General features: G+C 64.7%; 13 protein-coding genes and 1 pseudogene. 10 read left to right on the top strand and 4 right to left on the bottom strand.

What is annotated here, in order from left to right; all coding sequences use genetic code 11:
- Window positions 1-123 precede the first annotated feature (123 nt).
- The 5 genes and pseudogenes from nirB to cynS all read left to right on the top strand — a co-directional run.
- A pseudogene (gene nirB, locus JF542_RS10720) lies at window positions 124-2,169 on the top strand (nitrite reductase large subunit NirB); the annotation flags it as partial.
- Between the two features lie 5 nt (window positions 2,170-2,174).
- Window positions 2,175-2,519: a nitrite reductase small subunit NirD gene (gene nirD / locus JF542_RS10715; RefSeq protein WP_242533711.1), complete on the top strand. Its 345-nt coding sequence runs from the start codon at window positions 2,175-2,177 to the stop codon at window positions 2,517-2,519.
- A 37-nt stretch (window positions 2,520-2,556) separates the two neighbouring features.
- On the top strand, window positions 2,557-3,402 hold the full coding sequence (locus JF542_RS10710) for a formate/nitrite transporter family protein (RefSeq protein WP_207075829.1): 846 nt from the start codon (window positions 2,557-2,559) through the stop codon (window positions 3,400-3,402).
- A 55-nt stretch (window positions 3,403-3,457) separates the two neighbouring features.
- Window positions 3,458-5,182, top strand: a complete 1,725-nt coding sequence (locus JF542_RS10705) for a bifunctional protein-serine/threonine kinase/phosphatase (protein ID WP_207075828.1) — start codon at window positions 3,458-3,460, stop codon at window positions 5,180-5,182.
- A 20-nt stretch (window positions 5,183-5,202) separates the two neighbouring features.
- On the top strand, window positions 5,203-5,670 hold the full coding sequence (gene cynS, locus JF542_RS10700; RefSeq protein WP_207075827.1) for a cyanase: 468 nt from the start codon (window positions 5,203-5,205) through the stop codon (window positions 5,668-5,670).
- Window positions 5,671-6,202: 532 nt separating this feature from the next.
- On the opposite strand, the gene JF542_RS10695 is transcribed toward cynS, so the two are convergent.
- Window positions 6,203-6,928, bottom strand: coding sequence for a CbiX/SirB N-terminal domain-containing protein (locus JF542_RS10695; protein WP_207075826.1), 726 nt, complete (start codon window positions 6,926-6,928; stop codon window positions 6,203-6,205).
- 203 nt (window positions 6,929-7,131) lie between these two features.
- Here JF542_RS10695 and JF542_RS10690 point away from each other — a divergent pair, with 203 nt between their 5' ends.
- The 3 genes from JF542_RS10690 to JF542_RS10680 are packed head-to-tail and all read left to right on the top strand — an operon-like array spanning window position 7,132 to window position 9,125.
- Window positions 7,132-8,049 carry a diacylglycerol/lipid kinase family protein gene (locus tag JF542_RS10690; protein ID WP_340689153.1) on the top strand — a complete coding sequence of 306 codons (918 nt, stop codon included), beginning with the start codon at window positions 7,132-7,134 and terminating at the stop codon, window positions 8,047-8,049.
- Window positions 8,046-8,873: a metallophosphoesterase family protein gene (locus JF542_RS10685; protein WP_207075824.1), complete on the top strand. Its 828-nt coding sequence runs from the start codon at window positions 8,046-8,048 to the stop codon at window positions 8,871-8,873. The genes JF542_RS10690 and JF542_RS10685 overlap by 4 nt, the downstream gene beginning before the upstream one ends.
- A gap of 36 nt (window positions 8,874-8,909) precedes the next feature.
- Window positions 8,910-9,125: a hypothetical protein gene (locus tag JF542_RS10680; RefSeq protein ID WP_007795462.1), complete on the top strand. Its 216-nt coding sequence runs from the start codon at window positions 8,910-8,912 to the stop codon at window positions 9,123-9,125.
- Window positions 9,126-9,160: 35 nt separating this feature from the next.
- Here JF542_RS10680 and JF542_RS10675 read toward each other — a convergent pair whose 3' ends face one another.
- Window positions 9,161-9,754, bottom strand: coding sequence for an exopolysaccharide biosynthesis protein (locus tag JF542_RS10675; RefSeq protein ID WP_007795459.1), 594 nt, complete (start codon window positions 9,752-9,754; stop codon window positions 9,161-9,163).
- Between the two features lie 192 nt (window positions 9,755-9,946).
- On the opposite strand from JF542_RS10675, the gene JF542_RS10670 reads away from it, so the two are divergent.
- Window positions 9,947-10,999, top strand: a complete 1,053-nt coding sequence (locus JF542_RS10670) for an AI-2E family transporter (protein ID WP_207075823.1) — start codon at window positions 9,947-9,949, stop codon at window positions 10,997-10,999.
- A gap of 229 nt (window positions 11,000-11,228) precedes the next feature.
- On the opposite strand, the gene JF542_RS10665 is transcribed toward JF542_RS10670, so the two are convergent.
- The gene (locus JF542_RS10665; protein WP_207075822.1) at window positions 11,229-12,128 is read right to left on the bottom strand and encodes a YihY/virulence factor BrkB family protein; all 900 of its coding nucleotides are present in this window, start codon (window positions 12,126-12,128) and stop codon (window positions 11,229-11,231) included.
- A 154-nt stretch (window positions 12,129-12,282) separates the two neighbouring features.
- Between JF542_RS10665 and JF542_RS10660 the strand changes: the two genes are divergently transcribed.
- Window positions 12,283-12,759, top strand: a complete 477-nt coding sequence (locus JF542_RS10660; RefSeq protein WP_207075821.1) for a hypothetical protein — start codon at window positions 12,283-12,285, stop codon at window positions 12,757-12,759.
- Window positions 12,760-12,777: 18 nt separating this feature from the next.
- Here JF542_RS10660 and JF542_RS10655 read toward each other — a convergent pair whose 3' ends face one another.
- Window positions 12,778-14,253 (bottom strand): MORN repeat-containing protein, encoded by a 1,476-nt coding sequence (locus JF542_RS10655; RefSeq protein ID WP_207075820.1) that lies wholly within the window; start codon window positions 14,251-14,253, stop codon window positions 12,778-12,780.
- Between the last annotated feature and the right edge of the window lie 141 nt (window positions 14,254-14,394).

Raw genomic sequence — 14,394 nt, 5'->3', positions numbered from 1 at the left:
GCTGGCCCGATACGGCTGCGCTGTGTGAGGGCTACACCGCATCGGGCCAGCTACCCGGGCGCTCCAAGGGGGTCATTTTTGGATGCCGATAGGGGGTCACGATTGGCTGCCGATTGACAGGCCGCGGCAAGCCGTGGCGGGCGCGCCGTGGTGATTGGCGGTGGCCTTCTTGGTTTGGAAGCCGCCGCCGGTCTAAAGGCGCAGGGCATGGACGTCACTGTCCTGCACCTGATGCCGACCCTGCTTGAGCGCCAGCTGGACCCGGCCGCAGGCTACCTGCTCCAGAAGGAACTGGAAGGTCGCGGGATCGACGTCCGCTGTGGCGCCAACACCAAGCTGATCCTCGGCATGGACAAGGTCGAAGGTGTCGAGCTGGAAGATGGCGAGGTCATCGACGCGTCCCTCGTCGTCATGGCTGTCGGCATCCGCCCGAACACCGCACTCGCCAAGGACAGCGGTCTTGAGGTCGGTCGGGGCATTGTCACCGACGCGCAGATGCGCACCTCCGATCCGGACATCCTGTCTGTCGGCGAATGCGTCGAGGTCGGCGGCATGGTCTACGGCCTGGTCGCACCGCTCTACCAGATGGCGAAGGTCGCCGCAGCGACCCTGACCGGGGAGGCCGCCGCCTTTGCCCATGCCGAGACGCCGACCAAGCTCAAGGTGACCGGCATCAACCTCTATTCCGTCGGCGATTTCGGCGACGGCCCGGACCGTGAAGATGTCGTCCTGCGTGACGCCGCACGCGGCAGCTACAAGCGGGTCATCCTGAAGGACAACCGCGTGATCGGTGCCGTGCTTTACGGCGATGTGGCCGATGGCATGTGGTTCAACGAGTTCCTGAAATCGGGCGAAGATGTCAGCGAGCTCCGCGATACGCTGATCTTCGGCCAGGCGCACCAGGGGGGCGGCGTTGCCGCCGATCCGCTGGCCGCCGTGGCCAACCTGTCGAGCGATGCGGAAATCTGCGGCTGCAACGGCATCTTCAAGGGAAAGATCGTCGATGCGATCAACGAGAAGGGCCTGACCTCGCTGGCCGAGGTTCGGGCACACACCAAGGCGTCTGCCTCCTGCGGAACCTGCACCGGTCTGGTCGAAAGCGTCATCGCGCTGACCCTTGGGGACAGCTTCGAGAAGAAAGCCGAAGGCATGTGCGGCTGCACGACACTTGGCCACGGCGAGGTTCGCCGCCTGATCGTCGCGAAGGGGCTGAAGTCGATCCCCGCGGTCATGCAGGAACTGGAATGGGCCACCGCCAACGGCTGCGCCAAGTGCCGCCCGGCGTTGAACTACTACCTGCTGTCCGACTGGCCGACCGAATACAGGGACGACCAGCAGTCGCGCTTCATCAACGAACGCGTGCACGCGAACATCCAGAAGGACGGCACCTATTCCGTCGTTCCGCGGATGTGGGGCGGGATGACCTCTGCCGACGAACTGCGCGCCATCGCCAATGTCGTCGACAAGTTCAACATCCCGGATGTGAAAGTCACGGGTGGCCAGCGGATCGACCTGCTGGGCGTCAAGAAGGAAGACCTGCCCGCCGTCTGGTCTGATCTGAACGACGCGGGCCTCGTTTCCGGCCACGCCTATGCCAAGGGTCTGCGCACGGTGAAGACCTGCGTCGGGTCGACCTGGTGCCGCTTCGGGACGCAGGACAGCACCGGCCTCGGCATCAAGCTCGAGAAGTTCCTCTGGGGATCGTGGACGCCCGCGAAGGTCAAGCTGGCCGTGACCGGCTGCCCGCGGAACTGCGCGGAAGCCACCTGCAAGGACATTGGCGTGATCTGCGTCGATAGCGGCTATCAGATCGTCTACGGCGGCGCGGCGGGCCTGCACATTCAGGGCACGACGGAGCTGGGCACCGTGAAGACCGAGGAAGAGGTCCTCGAGATCGCGGGCGCCCTGACCCAGATGTATCGCGAGCAGGGCTTCTACCTTGAGCGGGTCTACAAGTGGGCAGACCGCGTCGGCTACGACACCGTGAAGGCCGCGATCTTCGACGATCTCGCCTCGCGCCGCGCCTACTACGACCGCTTCGTCATCTCCCAGGAAAACTCCCAGACCGATCCCTGGTCCGAGCGCGTCTCTGGCGTCGACAAGCACGAGTTCAACCCGATGGCCGTCTTCGGCAAGCCCGCAACCACCAAGATGGAGCCCGCAGAATGAATGCCATGTCTCAAAATGATCTCGACTGGCGCCTGATCGGCACCATCGACGACATCCCGCAACAGGGCGCCCGCTGCGTCGAAAACGGCGACACCAAGATCGCCGTCTTCCGCACCGCCGCCGACGAAATCTTCGCTCTCGAAGACAACTGCCCGCACAAGAACGGGCCGCTTAGCCAGGGGATCGTGCACGACGGTTGCGTGACCTGCCCCCTGCACAACTGGGTCATCTCGCTCTCCACAGGTTCGGCGCAGGGCGCCGATGAGGGCCGGTCCGCAACCTTCCCCGTCCGTCTCGACGGTCGGGACATCTACTTGAACCTGAACACGTCCCTTTATTCTGGCGCCTGACCTCAGGTCCTGCAACTCTCTGAAAGGAATACGAGAAATGTCGTATGTTACCCCTAAGGAATTCGCGGTCAAAATGGTCGACGCCGGCGAATCCAAAATCTTCATGTCCACCAAGGACACCCTGATCCGCGCCTTCATGGCCGGCGCCATTCTGGCCCTCGCGGCAGCTTTCGCCGTGACCATCGCTGTCAACACCGGCAACTTCCTTGTGGCCTCGCTGCTCTTCCCGGTCGGCTTCTGCCTGCTCTACCTCATGGGCTTCGACCTGCTGACCGGCGTGTTCACCCTGGCCCCGCTGGCCGTCATCGCGAAGCGTCCGGGCTGCACCTGGGGCGGCGTGTTCCGCAACTGGGGCCTCGTCTTCACCGGCAACTTCGCCGGCGCAATGACTACCGCCATCCTGATGGCCGTTGTCTTCACCACCGGCTTCTCGGCTGAACCGAACGCCGTTGGTCAGAAGATCGGCACCATCGGCGAAGCCCGGACGCTCGGCTATGCCGCTGCCGGCGGCGCAGGCCTGCTGACCGTCTTCGTCCGCGCAATCCTGTGCAACTGGATGGTCTCCACCGGCGTCGTCGCCGCAATGATGTCGACCTCCACCTCGGGCAAGATCATGGCGATGTGGATGCCGATCCTGGTCTTCTTCTACCTCGGCTTCGAGCACTCGATCGTGAACATGTTCCTGTTCCCCTCGGGCATCATGCTGGGCGGCCAGTTCACCTGGGCAGACTACTTCATCTACAACGAGATCCCCGTCGTTCTGGGTAACCTCGTCGGTGGCCTGACCTTCGTGGGCGCCATGATCTACGCAACGCACTTCCGCGAAAGCCCGAAGCGCAATGCAAACCGCAACGACGACGTCGCAGGCGTCCCCGCGGAATAAACCTCCCTGTCCTGGCCCCGCGCAAGCGGGGCCATTTTCCGTTCCGGAGAGTGACATGCCCAAGGATACCAACGCCCCCGCGACCCTTGCGGTTACGATCGGCCAGTATTCCGATGCCGGCGCCAAACCGGAGAACCAGGATTTCCACGGCGCGCTGATCCCCGAGGGGTCAAGCCTCGCCCTGAAGGGCATCACCCTCGCCGTCGCCGACGGGATTTCATCCTCGAAGGTCAGCCGCGACGCGGCGGAGACCGCGGTCAAATCCCTCCTGACCGATTACTACGCGACCCCGGATGCATGGACGGTCAAAACCGCCGCAACCCGGGTGATCGCTGCCACCAACGCTTGGCTCCATGGGCAGAACACCTCGGTCGAGGATGTGAATGCGGGCCGCGTCTGCACCCTCTCGGCGCTGATCCTGAAGGGCCGCGAAGGCCACATCTGCCATGTCGGCGACAGCCGCATCAGTCGCCTCTCCGGCGCGAGCCTTGAGCCGCTGACCGAAGATCACCGTGTCACCCTGTCTGCGGATGAAAGCTATCTCGGCCGCGCTCTGGGAGCAGAGCAGACCGTCGATATAGACTACAGCCGCGTGCCGCTGAAGCCGGGGGACATCTTCCTCCTGACCACGGACGGCGTGCACGAGTTCATCACCGCCACCAAGCTGCGGCAGGCTCTGGAGGCGTCGACCCTCGACGAGGCTGCACGCTATCTCGCGGATGTAGCGCGCGTCGCTGGAAGCCAGGACAATCTCACGGTGCAGATCGTCCGTATCGACGGCCTGCCAACCGGTTCTGTCGATCTGGACATCGACGCGCCGCGCCTGCCGGTGCCGCCTCTGCCGAAGTCCGGGGACGTGATCGACGGCTTCCGCATCGAACGCCAGATTCACGCGACTGCGCGCAGTCATGTCTTTCTCGCCACCGCCCCCGACGGCCAACGGGTCGCGTTGAAGATCCCCGCGACCGATACCGCCCTCGACGTCGACTATCTGCGTCGCTTCGTGCTCGAGGAATGGATCGCCCGGCGGATCAGCTCATCACATGTGCTCCGCGCCGCCGACACGCCGGAGAGGCGCACCGCGCTCTACGTTGTGACAGAGTTCGCCCCCGGCGTGACCCTACGACAGTGGATGACGGACAACCCACGCCCGACGCTCGATCAGGTGCGCGACATCATCGGCCAGATCGCCGCCGGCCTGCGGGCTTTTCACCGGCGCGAGATGGTGCATCAGGACCTCCGGCCCGAGAACGTCATGATAGACGACATCGGCACCGTGAAGATCATCGACCTCGGCTCGACCTCCGTCGCCGGGGTGGAGGAAGCAATGCCAGGTATGCTGGGAGACCTTCCGGGCACCTACCAATATACCGCCCCGGAGTATTTCTCGGGCGATCCGATCAGCTGGCGTTCGGACCAATACGCCCTGGGCGCAATCGCCTACGAGATGCTGACCGGCCGGCTGCCCTATGGCACGCAGGTCGCACGCATCAGCAATCGCCGGGACCAGATGCGGCTGACCTATTCTCCGGCCCGTGACGACGACAGCCCTGTGCCCGCCTGGATGGACGAAGCCCTGCGCCGCGCCACCCATCCCGACCCCTTGCGCCGCTACGACGCACTGTCAGAGTTCGTGACCGACCTCACCCGCCCCGGCGCCACCTGGAGCGCCACGCGGCACGTGCCCCTGGCCGAACGCAATCCCGTCCGTTTCTGGCAGTCCGTCTCGGCGATCCTCGCCGTGCTCTGCCTCACCCTTGCCGCCCAACTGGTCGGCTGACCCAACCTCGGAGGACTATCATGAAAGACCTGTCACTGACCCAAGACCTCACCAAGGAAGACGTCACCGTCCTGATAATCCGCGCCAAGAAGAAGGCCGGGCTGACCTGGGAAGGCATCGCCGAGAAAATCGGGATGTCTCCGGTCTGGACGCATTCCGCCGCAATGGGAATGAACGCTTTCACCGAAGAGAAGGCCAAGGCGCTCGTCGTCCTGCTCGACCTGCCGGAAGAGGCCATCGACGCCATGGTCGAAAGCCCCACAAAGGTCTGGGAGCAGACCGTGCCGACCGACCCCTGCATCTACCGCCTCTACGAAATCGTCGGCGTCTATGGCCCCACTATCAAGGCGCTGATCCACGAGAAGTTCGGCGACGGCATCATGTCCGCGATCGACTTCGACATGACGGTCGAGCGGGTCGCGAACCCGAAAGGCGACCGGGTCAAGATCGAGATGTCCGGGAAATACCTCGGCTACAACGCCTGGTAGGACTGACCGCGGGCCGCTATCGCGGCCCGCTGATCCAGCGAACGGTGCCTTACCCGAACCTGGAGAGACGGCATCCAGAGATTTGGCCTTTTGTGCGGACGCAGCGAATGACAGCTTCCCACCCTTTTCTTCCAAATGGTAGCGAGGTCGCCGCAAGGCGTGAGGATGCGCGTCGCAAGGCAGGAAGCTCCTGCGCAACTGACGCGCGCAGCCAATGAGTGTATTCTGCCACTTCTCGTGAAAAGAGGGAAACTGCTGCGAGGAGCAACTGCGCTTCCATCCTCGCTGTGAAAAGAGTAGACTTCGGAAAGGATGAGGCACTACCAGTAGCGGTTGCGGGTGATGGTCTGACCGCGAAAACCTTTGTGCGTAGTCCACGAAATCCTTTGTGCGCAAAGGGTCATCTAATCCATTGAAATTATAAAGGCGACGGCGAAGCACTACGCGCGCGCCTACAGCCGGTTCCGAGCCGGAAATGCCAAGGGCCGCCCGGTTGGGCGGCCCTTTTGCGTGGTTTGATAAGAGCGAGAGCTCAGGATGCCTCGGTCTCGAGCGCGGCGCCCTGCCGCTCGATGCTGCCGGCGATCAGGGCCGGTGTGTCGGTCCAGGCGATGAAGGGCGGAAGCATCGGGCCGTCGAAGCCGGCGGCGGCGAGCGCGGCGGGCACATCGTCTTCCATGTGACCCGATTGCTGCGCGAAATAGGGCAGGCAGATCGCCTGACCGAGCCCTTGCGCCACGTCCTTGAGAAACGGCGGTTGTTCGATGAACCCGGTGCGTGTTGCGGTGAAGCCCATTCCAGAATGCAGCGCGCGCGCAAAGCCGTAGGCGCTGTCGGCGCTGGTGCGCGAGATCGCGCTGCCATGCGCGGCGACCACCAGCGCGGTCTCGGACGCCTCCCAGCCCTTCTGCGCGAGCTGCGCATGCAGCTCGGTCCGGGCGCAGGCGACAAGCCCGGGCTCGACACCGAACGGCTCCAGCATCCGCAGGCCGAGCTCGCGCGCCTTCTTGGCCAGCACCTGCCCGGTGAACCAGCCCCGCGCCATGAAGAACGGGTAGATCAGAGGCCTCCCGAGTTCGCCGATCTCGGCTTCGAGCCGGCCCTTCGCGGCCAGTGTCGCGCTGCCGATCCGCCAGCCGTCCATGTGGGCCTCGACGCTGCTCGCCAGAGCGCGGAGCGCCACCTCCTGCGACTCCGGGTCTGACGGGCTGCCATGCGCAACGATCACGGCGCTGCGGGGAACTGGGCTATGAGCCATGTTCTGTCGGTATCCTCTGTGCTGTAGGCCCGGCAGACCCTCCTCCGATCCACCGGTGAGTGGTCGATGCTAGACGATTCGATCCATTCCGTCGCCCTGCCGAAACTGAAATTTCCGCGAGACGGCCCGGCTTGCCTTTTCTCTGGGCAGGGGAACCGGCCTTAACCCGGGGCGTTAACCAACGGTTTCAAGTGGAGGTCACGGTGCCTGCCGTCCGCAACGTCTGTATCATTCTGAACGAACGCTCCGGCGATCATGCCGAGGGCGATCGGCGCGCCCGTCTCTCTGCCTTGCTCGACGAGGCTGGTATAGCCTCGAAAATCGCGGTACTGGAGAGTGGCGACGACATGGTCGCCTTCGCACGAAAGTCGCTCGAGGAGAGCGGCGCAGACATGCTGGTCGCGGCGGGGGGCGACGGCACCATCGCCGCTGTGGCAGCCGCCAGCCATGATGCGGGCGTGCCGATGGGGGTGATCCCGCAGGGCACCTTCAATTACTTCGCGCGTGGCCTCGACATTCCAGAGGACATGGAAGGCGCCATCGACGTGCTCGCCTCGGGGAGGTTGCACGACATGCCGCTGGGCGAGGTCAATGGCGAGGTCTTCCTCAACAATGCCAGCCTCGGAGTCTATCCGCTGATCCTGCATCGCCGCGAGAGCATCTACAATCGCTGGGGCCGGTCGCGGCTCGCGGCTTACTGGTCGGTGCTTCTGGCGTTGACCGGGTTCCGCCGCCCGCTGAAGCTCCGGCTGACGCTCGATGGTCGCGAGATGAAACTGCGCACACCGCTCGCCTTCGTGGCCAACAGCGCCTATCAGCTTGAGCGCTTCAACCTCGACGGGGCCGATGCGATCCGCGATGGGCGCTTCGCACTGTTCACCGCCAAGGGCGAGCGAAGCATTGATCTGGTGCGCACAGCCCTGAAACTGGCCGGCGGCGCGGCGCAGAAGGGCTCTGATTTCGATCTTCAAACCGCGCGTGACATCACCATCCACACCGGCCGCAAGCGCACGCTGGTGGCGCGGGATGGCGAAAAGGCCCTGATGGAGACACCGATCCGCATCCGTCTGCGCGATGCGCCGCTGCGGGTGATGGTGCCGGAGGGCCGGGCCACCGAATGACCCGTATCGTTCATATCTCCGACCTGCATTTCGGTCGCACCGATGTGGAATTGCTCGACCCTCTGGTCGATGCGGTCAACGCCACGCAGGCGGATCTCGTGGCGGTGACAGGCGATTTCACCCAGCGTGCGCGCAACAGCCAGTATCGCGACGCGCGCGCCTTCCTCGACCGGTTCGAGGCGCCCTGGCTGGCGGTGCCTGGCAATCACGACATCTCGCTCGACAATCTCTGGCTGCGCTTGATGCGGCCTTTCAGGCGGTACAGAGACCATATCTGCAACGACCTCTTCCCGGTTCATCGCGGCGACGGCTTTGTGGCGGTCGGGTTGAACACCGTCGATCAGTACCGTTGGCAGCGTGGACGGATCCGCTGGCGGCAGATGCGCAACGCATGCAAGATCTTCTCGGACAGCGACGAGGCGATCCGCGTGGTGCTGGCGCATCACCCGTTCGAGCAGGACCAGGACGTGAAGAAAAGCCTGATGCCCAAGGCCGAGAAGGCCATAGAGCAACTGGCGGAGTGCGGCGCGCATCTGGTGCTCTCGGGTCACCTTCACCGTTGGCGGGCCGAGCCCTTCCTGTCGCGCAAGCACGGTGCGCAGGTTCTGCAGATCCATGTCGGCACCGGACTGTCGACGCGCTTGCGCGGGCAGGAGAACGACTTCGCGGTGCTCGATCTTGACGCCGACGAGGCCAAGGTCACGCGCATGGTGGCGCGAGGCGAGCAGTTCGTTCCGGCTGGCTCCCGCAGTTTCCAGTTCGGCGAGGAAGGCTGGTGCGATTGCCAAGACGCGAGGTCACTCGGAACCGGCAGGGGGCTGTAAGGGTTTGTCTTGGAATACATTTCAAGAGGCCATTGGATGACCAAGCCAGACGCCGACATGAAAGACCCCCCGAGCCGTCCCCGTGATGTCCGCGCCGGCCCCGGTGATGCGGGTGCCAGCGACCGACCGGTTCACCGCGAGGAGACGCCGCAGGACCGCCGCGACGGAAATCGCGCCACGCGGTTGTTCCTTTGGCTTGTCGGAGTCGGGTTCATCACCGTGTTCGTTCTGAACATCGTCGCGCTGGTCTGACGCTGCCAGGCGTCTCTATTCTGGCAGATTCGTCTCTATATCGCCCCGATCACGCCGACCGGCACCAGCGCAGCCGTTGCAATCGCGATGCTGCCAAGCAGGGCGAACAGGCCATCTCGGGCCAGCATCGCGGTGGCGAGCAGCGTCACGGCGCTGCCGAGCAGCGACGACGAGAACGGCACGATCTCGAGGAACGGCATCGCGAAACCACAGAGCATGCAGAGCAGCTGCAGCCATTTCCGCATTGGCGCCGTCAGGAAGACCGGAAGCCTGTGACGGCTGTGCCGGTCGATCCAGGCGCCGACCCCTCTCATCTTCTGCACAGCGGTCCGCGCCTTCGGCCCGTCGATCTTCATCCTCATCAGCATGTCGGGCAACCACAGGTGTTTGCGCGAGATCAGCATCTGGGCCGAGATGAAGGCGATGGTCAGGCCGCAGACCGATGAGAAAAGCGGAATTCCCGAAAGCGGCGAGACCACGAGCAGGGACGGAACCATCAGAGCGGGGAGGAACGAGCTCTCGCCGAATTCCTCGAACAGGTCGCGCAGCGAGACGTTGTCCCGCTTCACGACGGCATCAAGCCGGTCGACGATTTCGCCCACCGGCTGGTGTCCACTCTGCGCATCCATGCCTTCTGGCCCTTCCTGTTGCCGCATCCAACGCTTCGACAGCGCCCGCGGTTCCCCGCCGGGGCAGCGCTTTGCCGGCATCGTGCCGTTTCTGACGCTTCCAGCGGGCAGGACGAGATCGTATCGCGTCAATGTAGCGCGAAATACAGTCAGCCTGAAGGAACAAAGCCCGTCAGCCGAAGTTGTCCTCGCATGAAAAGGCCAGCCATCGTCTCCGACACCGTGCTGCGCGTCTCGACGGTGATCATGGCGTCTGGCGTGCTGCTATTTGGGCTCAAGGTAGCCCAAGACATCTTTGCGCCGCTGACGCTGGCCATCGTGACCGGGGTGATCTTTGCTCCGCTCGCGGACCGGCTGGAACGGCTGGGCCTGCCACGCGGGCTGGTGGCGATGGGGCTGATCATCGGCATCTTCTTTGCAATCGGCGCGCTCGCCTATCTGGTCGAGCCCTACATCACCACGTTGATCGACCGGTTGCCCTCGATCAAGTACGAGATCCGCAAGCTGTTCATCGAATACCAGGGCCTGATCCAGGGCTTCGACGAGATGAACAAGGAGGTCGAGGCGGCGCTTGGCAGCGGTGGCGAGCAGAAGGAGGCCGCCGACATCCCGGGCCTGACGGATGCCATGTTCCTGGCCCCGCAGATCCTCGCGCAGATGCTGATCTTCCTCGGCGGGCTATTTTTCTTCCTGCTCACCCGCAACGAGATCTACCGATACATTTCGGCCAAGATCGGCACTGGCATGGATACGCCCAAGCTGCTCGAGCGGTTTTGCGATGCCGAGGCGATGGTGTCGAAGTATTTTGCCGCCATCTCGGTGGTCAATGCCGGGCTTGGCATCGCCGTTGGCACCGCGCTGATGCTGCTCGGCCTGCCCGGGGCGGTGGTCTGGGGCATCGCCGCGATGCTGCTGAACTTCGTGCTCTATCTCGGACCGGCGGCGCTCGCTGCGGGGCTGCTGCTGGCGGGTGTGGTCAACTATGATGGCCTGATGACCTTTGCGCCGATGGCGATCTACCTGTGCTGCAACATGACCGAGGCGCAGTTCGTGACGCCGACGCTGATCGGCCGGCATGTGCAGATCAACCCATTCCTGATCTTCGTGTCGCTGATCTTCTGGCTCTGGTTCTGGGGCCCGCTGGGTGGCATCGTCGCCATCCCGGTCACGCTGATCCTGCTGCGCCTGTTCGATATTCTGGGGGACACCTCCGTGTCCGCCAAGCCGATCTTCGGACAGGCCTGAAACGGCCTCACCGGCGACCACGGTTCACCCGTCGGGCCATTGCCCGTCGGGTTTTTTCGTGTCCGGGCATCGGGCGAAGAAAAACCCCGCTCTCCGGGGGGAGAGCGGGGCGGGGACAGGTGCGGGCCGCTTGGGATAGTCGGGACAGGGACACGGCCCGCGAAGGGACAGGACGAAACAGGCGTCCTTGAGAACAGAACGCCGACCCTCTGGGGTTGTTCCGCGAGGACTAGGAAATTTCAGCGTTTTTCTTGCGGCGCTTGTCGAGTTCGCCGTTCAGCTGGGCGCCAAGCAACGTGACCAGCGCGCTGACATAGAACCACAGCAGCAGCGCCACCACCGCACCGAGCGAGCCATAGACCTCGTTGAGGCGGTCCACGTTGCGCATGTAGATCGTCAGCGCCACCGATCCCGCCGCCCAGGAGAGCAACGCCAGAAGCGCGCCGGGGGTGAACCAGCGCATGCGCCGGCTGCGGCGGTTGGGGCCGTAGCGATAGAGCAGAGCGATGGCGAAGAACACCACCGCCAGCAGGATCAGCCATTTGACCAGGCTCACGGCGATCTCCACATGCATCGGCAGGCCGATGAAGGCGATCGCTGCCGGGAGGATCACCACGGCGGCAAAGGCGACCAGCGCGGTGAAGACCAGCAGCACCGTGAGCAGGAAGGCCACCGCGATGCGGCGGATGGCGTTCTCGCGGTGCGGCGCTTCGCTGACCGCGTTCAGCCCACGGATCAGCGCGGCGATCGAGGCGCGCGATGACCAGAGGGCCACGACGATCGAGATGATCGAGGCCCATTGCAGGGTCGAGCGATTGGCCGAGATAAGCTGGGTGATCTGGGTCTCGAGCAGCACATAGGCCTGTTCGGGCATCATCTCGCGCAGCAGCTCCATCTGCTCGGAGATCGCCACCGGATCGGCCCAGTAGCCCCAGATCGCGATCACCGCAGAGATGGCGGGGAACAGCGACAGGAAGGCGTAGAACGCCACCCCGGCCGAGATCAGACCGAGATTGCGCTCGTCCATGCGCTGCCACGTGCCCCAGAGCGCGTGCAGCCAGTCATGCAGGCTGAGCTTTTCCCGTTGCGGAGGCGCCGCGGGAGCGGTGTCGGTCAGTGTCTCGCTCATGCCGACAGCTTGTGCGCGTTGCGCAGCGATCGTCAATGTGCGCGCGGCTGTGGCCGGGGTTTCCGTCCCGGAGCGCGGCAAAATCGTCTCTCAACCGGTTCTTAAACCGAATCCGGGAGACCTCTGGCGACGCCCTCGCAAAGGATTCTCCGCCATGACCGGTCTCTTCGGCCCGATGCTATCCGTTCTCACGCTCCTTGCGGGCCTGCTCGCGGCGATGCCGGGTCAGGCCGCGCCGCAACACGCCGCCTATGCCGGGCCCGTGCGGGTGGTGGGCGATGACGGCGGCGGGCGGCTGCGACCTCGGCTGGCCGAGGTGCGTCAGCTGCGTGCCAGCGGGGTGCGGGTCGAGATCCGGGGCGACTACTGCCTCTCGTCTTGCACGCTGTATCTCGGTGCCGGGAATGTCTGCGTGCGGTCCGGAACGTCGTTCGGCTTTCACGGTCCGACCTATCTCTACGAACCGATCCGCTATGATCGGTTCGACTACTGGTCGCGTCGCATGGCGGCACATTACCCGCCCCAGCTGCGCCATTGGTTCCTGAGCCGGGCGCGTTTTGTCACTCACGGCTATGTCACGCTCAGCGGGGCGGATCTCATCCGCATGGGGGTGCCACGCTGCCGTGGCTAGGCCGGCGTCGCTTCGGGATCAGTTGTCGCTCGGCGCTGGGGCCTCGGTCTCGTCCGTCTCGCCGGTCTCGTCCGGCGCATCGGTCTGAACCGGGGTCGCCGTGGTCAGGACGCCGTTGATCCAGTTGCCCTCGGCCTGCTCGCCGGTGGCATAGCGCAGAACGCCTTCGCCCTGCCGCTTGCCGTCCCTGAACATGCCCTCGTAGACGTCCCCGTTGGCATAGGTGGCAATGCCCTCGCCCTCGAAACTGCCGTTCATCCACTGGCCCTCGTAGCGGAAGCCGTCGGGCATCACGATGGTGCCTTGCCCGTGGCGCTGGTCCTCGCGGAAATCGCCGGTATAGACCGCGCCGTCGGCATAGGTGGCCGTGCCCTCGCCGTGGCGCTGGTTGTCCTGCCAGTCGCCCTCGTAGGTGTAGCCGTCAGGATAGGTGATCTTGCCCGTTCCGTTGTAGCGCGCGTTGCTGAACTCACCCTCGTAGACCACGCCGTTGGGATAGGTGGCCCGGCCGCTGCCCTCGATCACGCCATCGACCCAGTCGCCCTCGTAGGTCGAGCCGTCCGGATAGGTGGTCTTGCCGCGCCCGTTGGCGAGGTCGCCACGGATCTCGCCTTCGTAGACCGAGCCGTCGGGATAGGTCACGCGGCCGTCCCCCTCGATCTGGCCCGCCACCCAGTTGCCCTCGAGCCGGTAGCCGTCGGCCCCGGTGAAGCTGCCATAGCCCTGCCGCTGGTCGTTGTTGAATTCGCCCTCGTACACGTCGCCGTTGGCATAGGTCTCCTTGCCCTGCCCCTCGCGGCGGCCATCGACCAGCTCGCCCTCGTAGACATCGCCATTGGGCAGGCTGAGCTTGCCCTGACCGTCCTGCTGGCCGTCGCGCCACATGCCCTCGTAGACCAGCCCGTCCGCCATCGTCAGCGTGCCCTGGCCGGACCGCTTGCCGTTGGCGACCCGACCCTCGTAGACCGAGCCGTCCGGATAGGTGATCGAGGCGTTGCCTTCCTCGATTCCGTTCACCCAGTCGCCCTCGTAGCGATAGCCGTCCGGCGTGGTCATCACGCCGCGCCCGTGGTGCAGCGCATTGCGGAACGAGCCCTCGTAGCGGGCACCGTTGGCGTAGCGGATCACGCCCTTGCCGGTGATCTTGCCGTCGAGCCACGAGCCCTCGTAGACGCTGCCGTCACCCAGCACGATGCGACCGACGCCCTCGGGCTTGCCCTTGGCGAACTGGCCCTCGTAGACCGCGCCGCTGGGATAGCGGGCGGTACCCTCGCCGGTGATCTCGCCCTCGACCCAAGCGCCGGAATACTCGAATCCGTTGGGCAGGCGGTAGGTGCCGGAGCCGTGGCGCAGCCCGTCGCGGAAGGTGCCCTCGTAGACCCCGCCATCGTCGAACTGCTTGGTGATGATCTCGTCGCTGTCCTGCGCCAGCGCGGTTCCGGCGAACGCCAGAATGGCGGCGACGGCAGCGAGTTTTCTGCCTGCGCGTGTCATGTGTCGTACCCTGCCGGATGGCCCCCTTGATCTGCCCGAACCGTATCCAAGCCCCTGCAACGTGACAATCTCTTTTGCCCGGCCCGCTTTTCCTCCGGCGTGGTTCTGCTATGTCGGCACGAGGATGTGACTGAAAGGAAC

This window comes from Salipiger bermudensis (genome assembly GCF_017309175.1).
In the GTDB taxonomy this organism is placed as follows: Bacteria; Pseudomonadota; Alphaproteobacteria; order Rhodobacterales; family Rhodobacteraceae; genus Salipiger; species Salipiger bermudensis.
The sequence above is the reverse complement of the archived record's forward strand: the minus strand, read 5'-3'. Positions and strand labels throughout refer to the sequence as shown.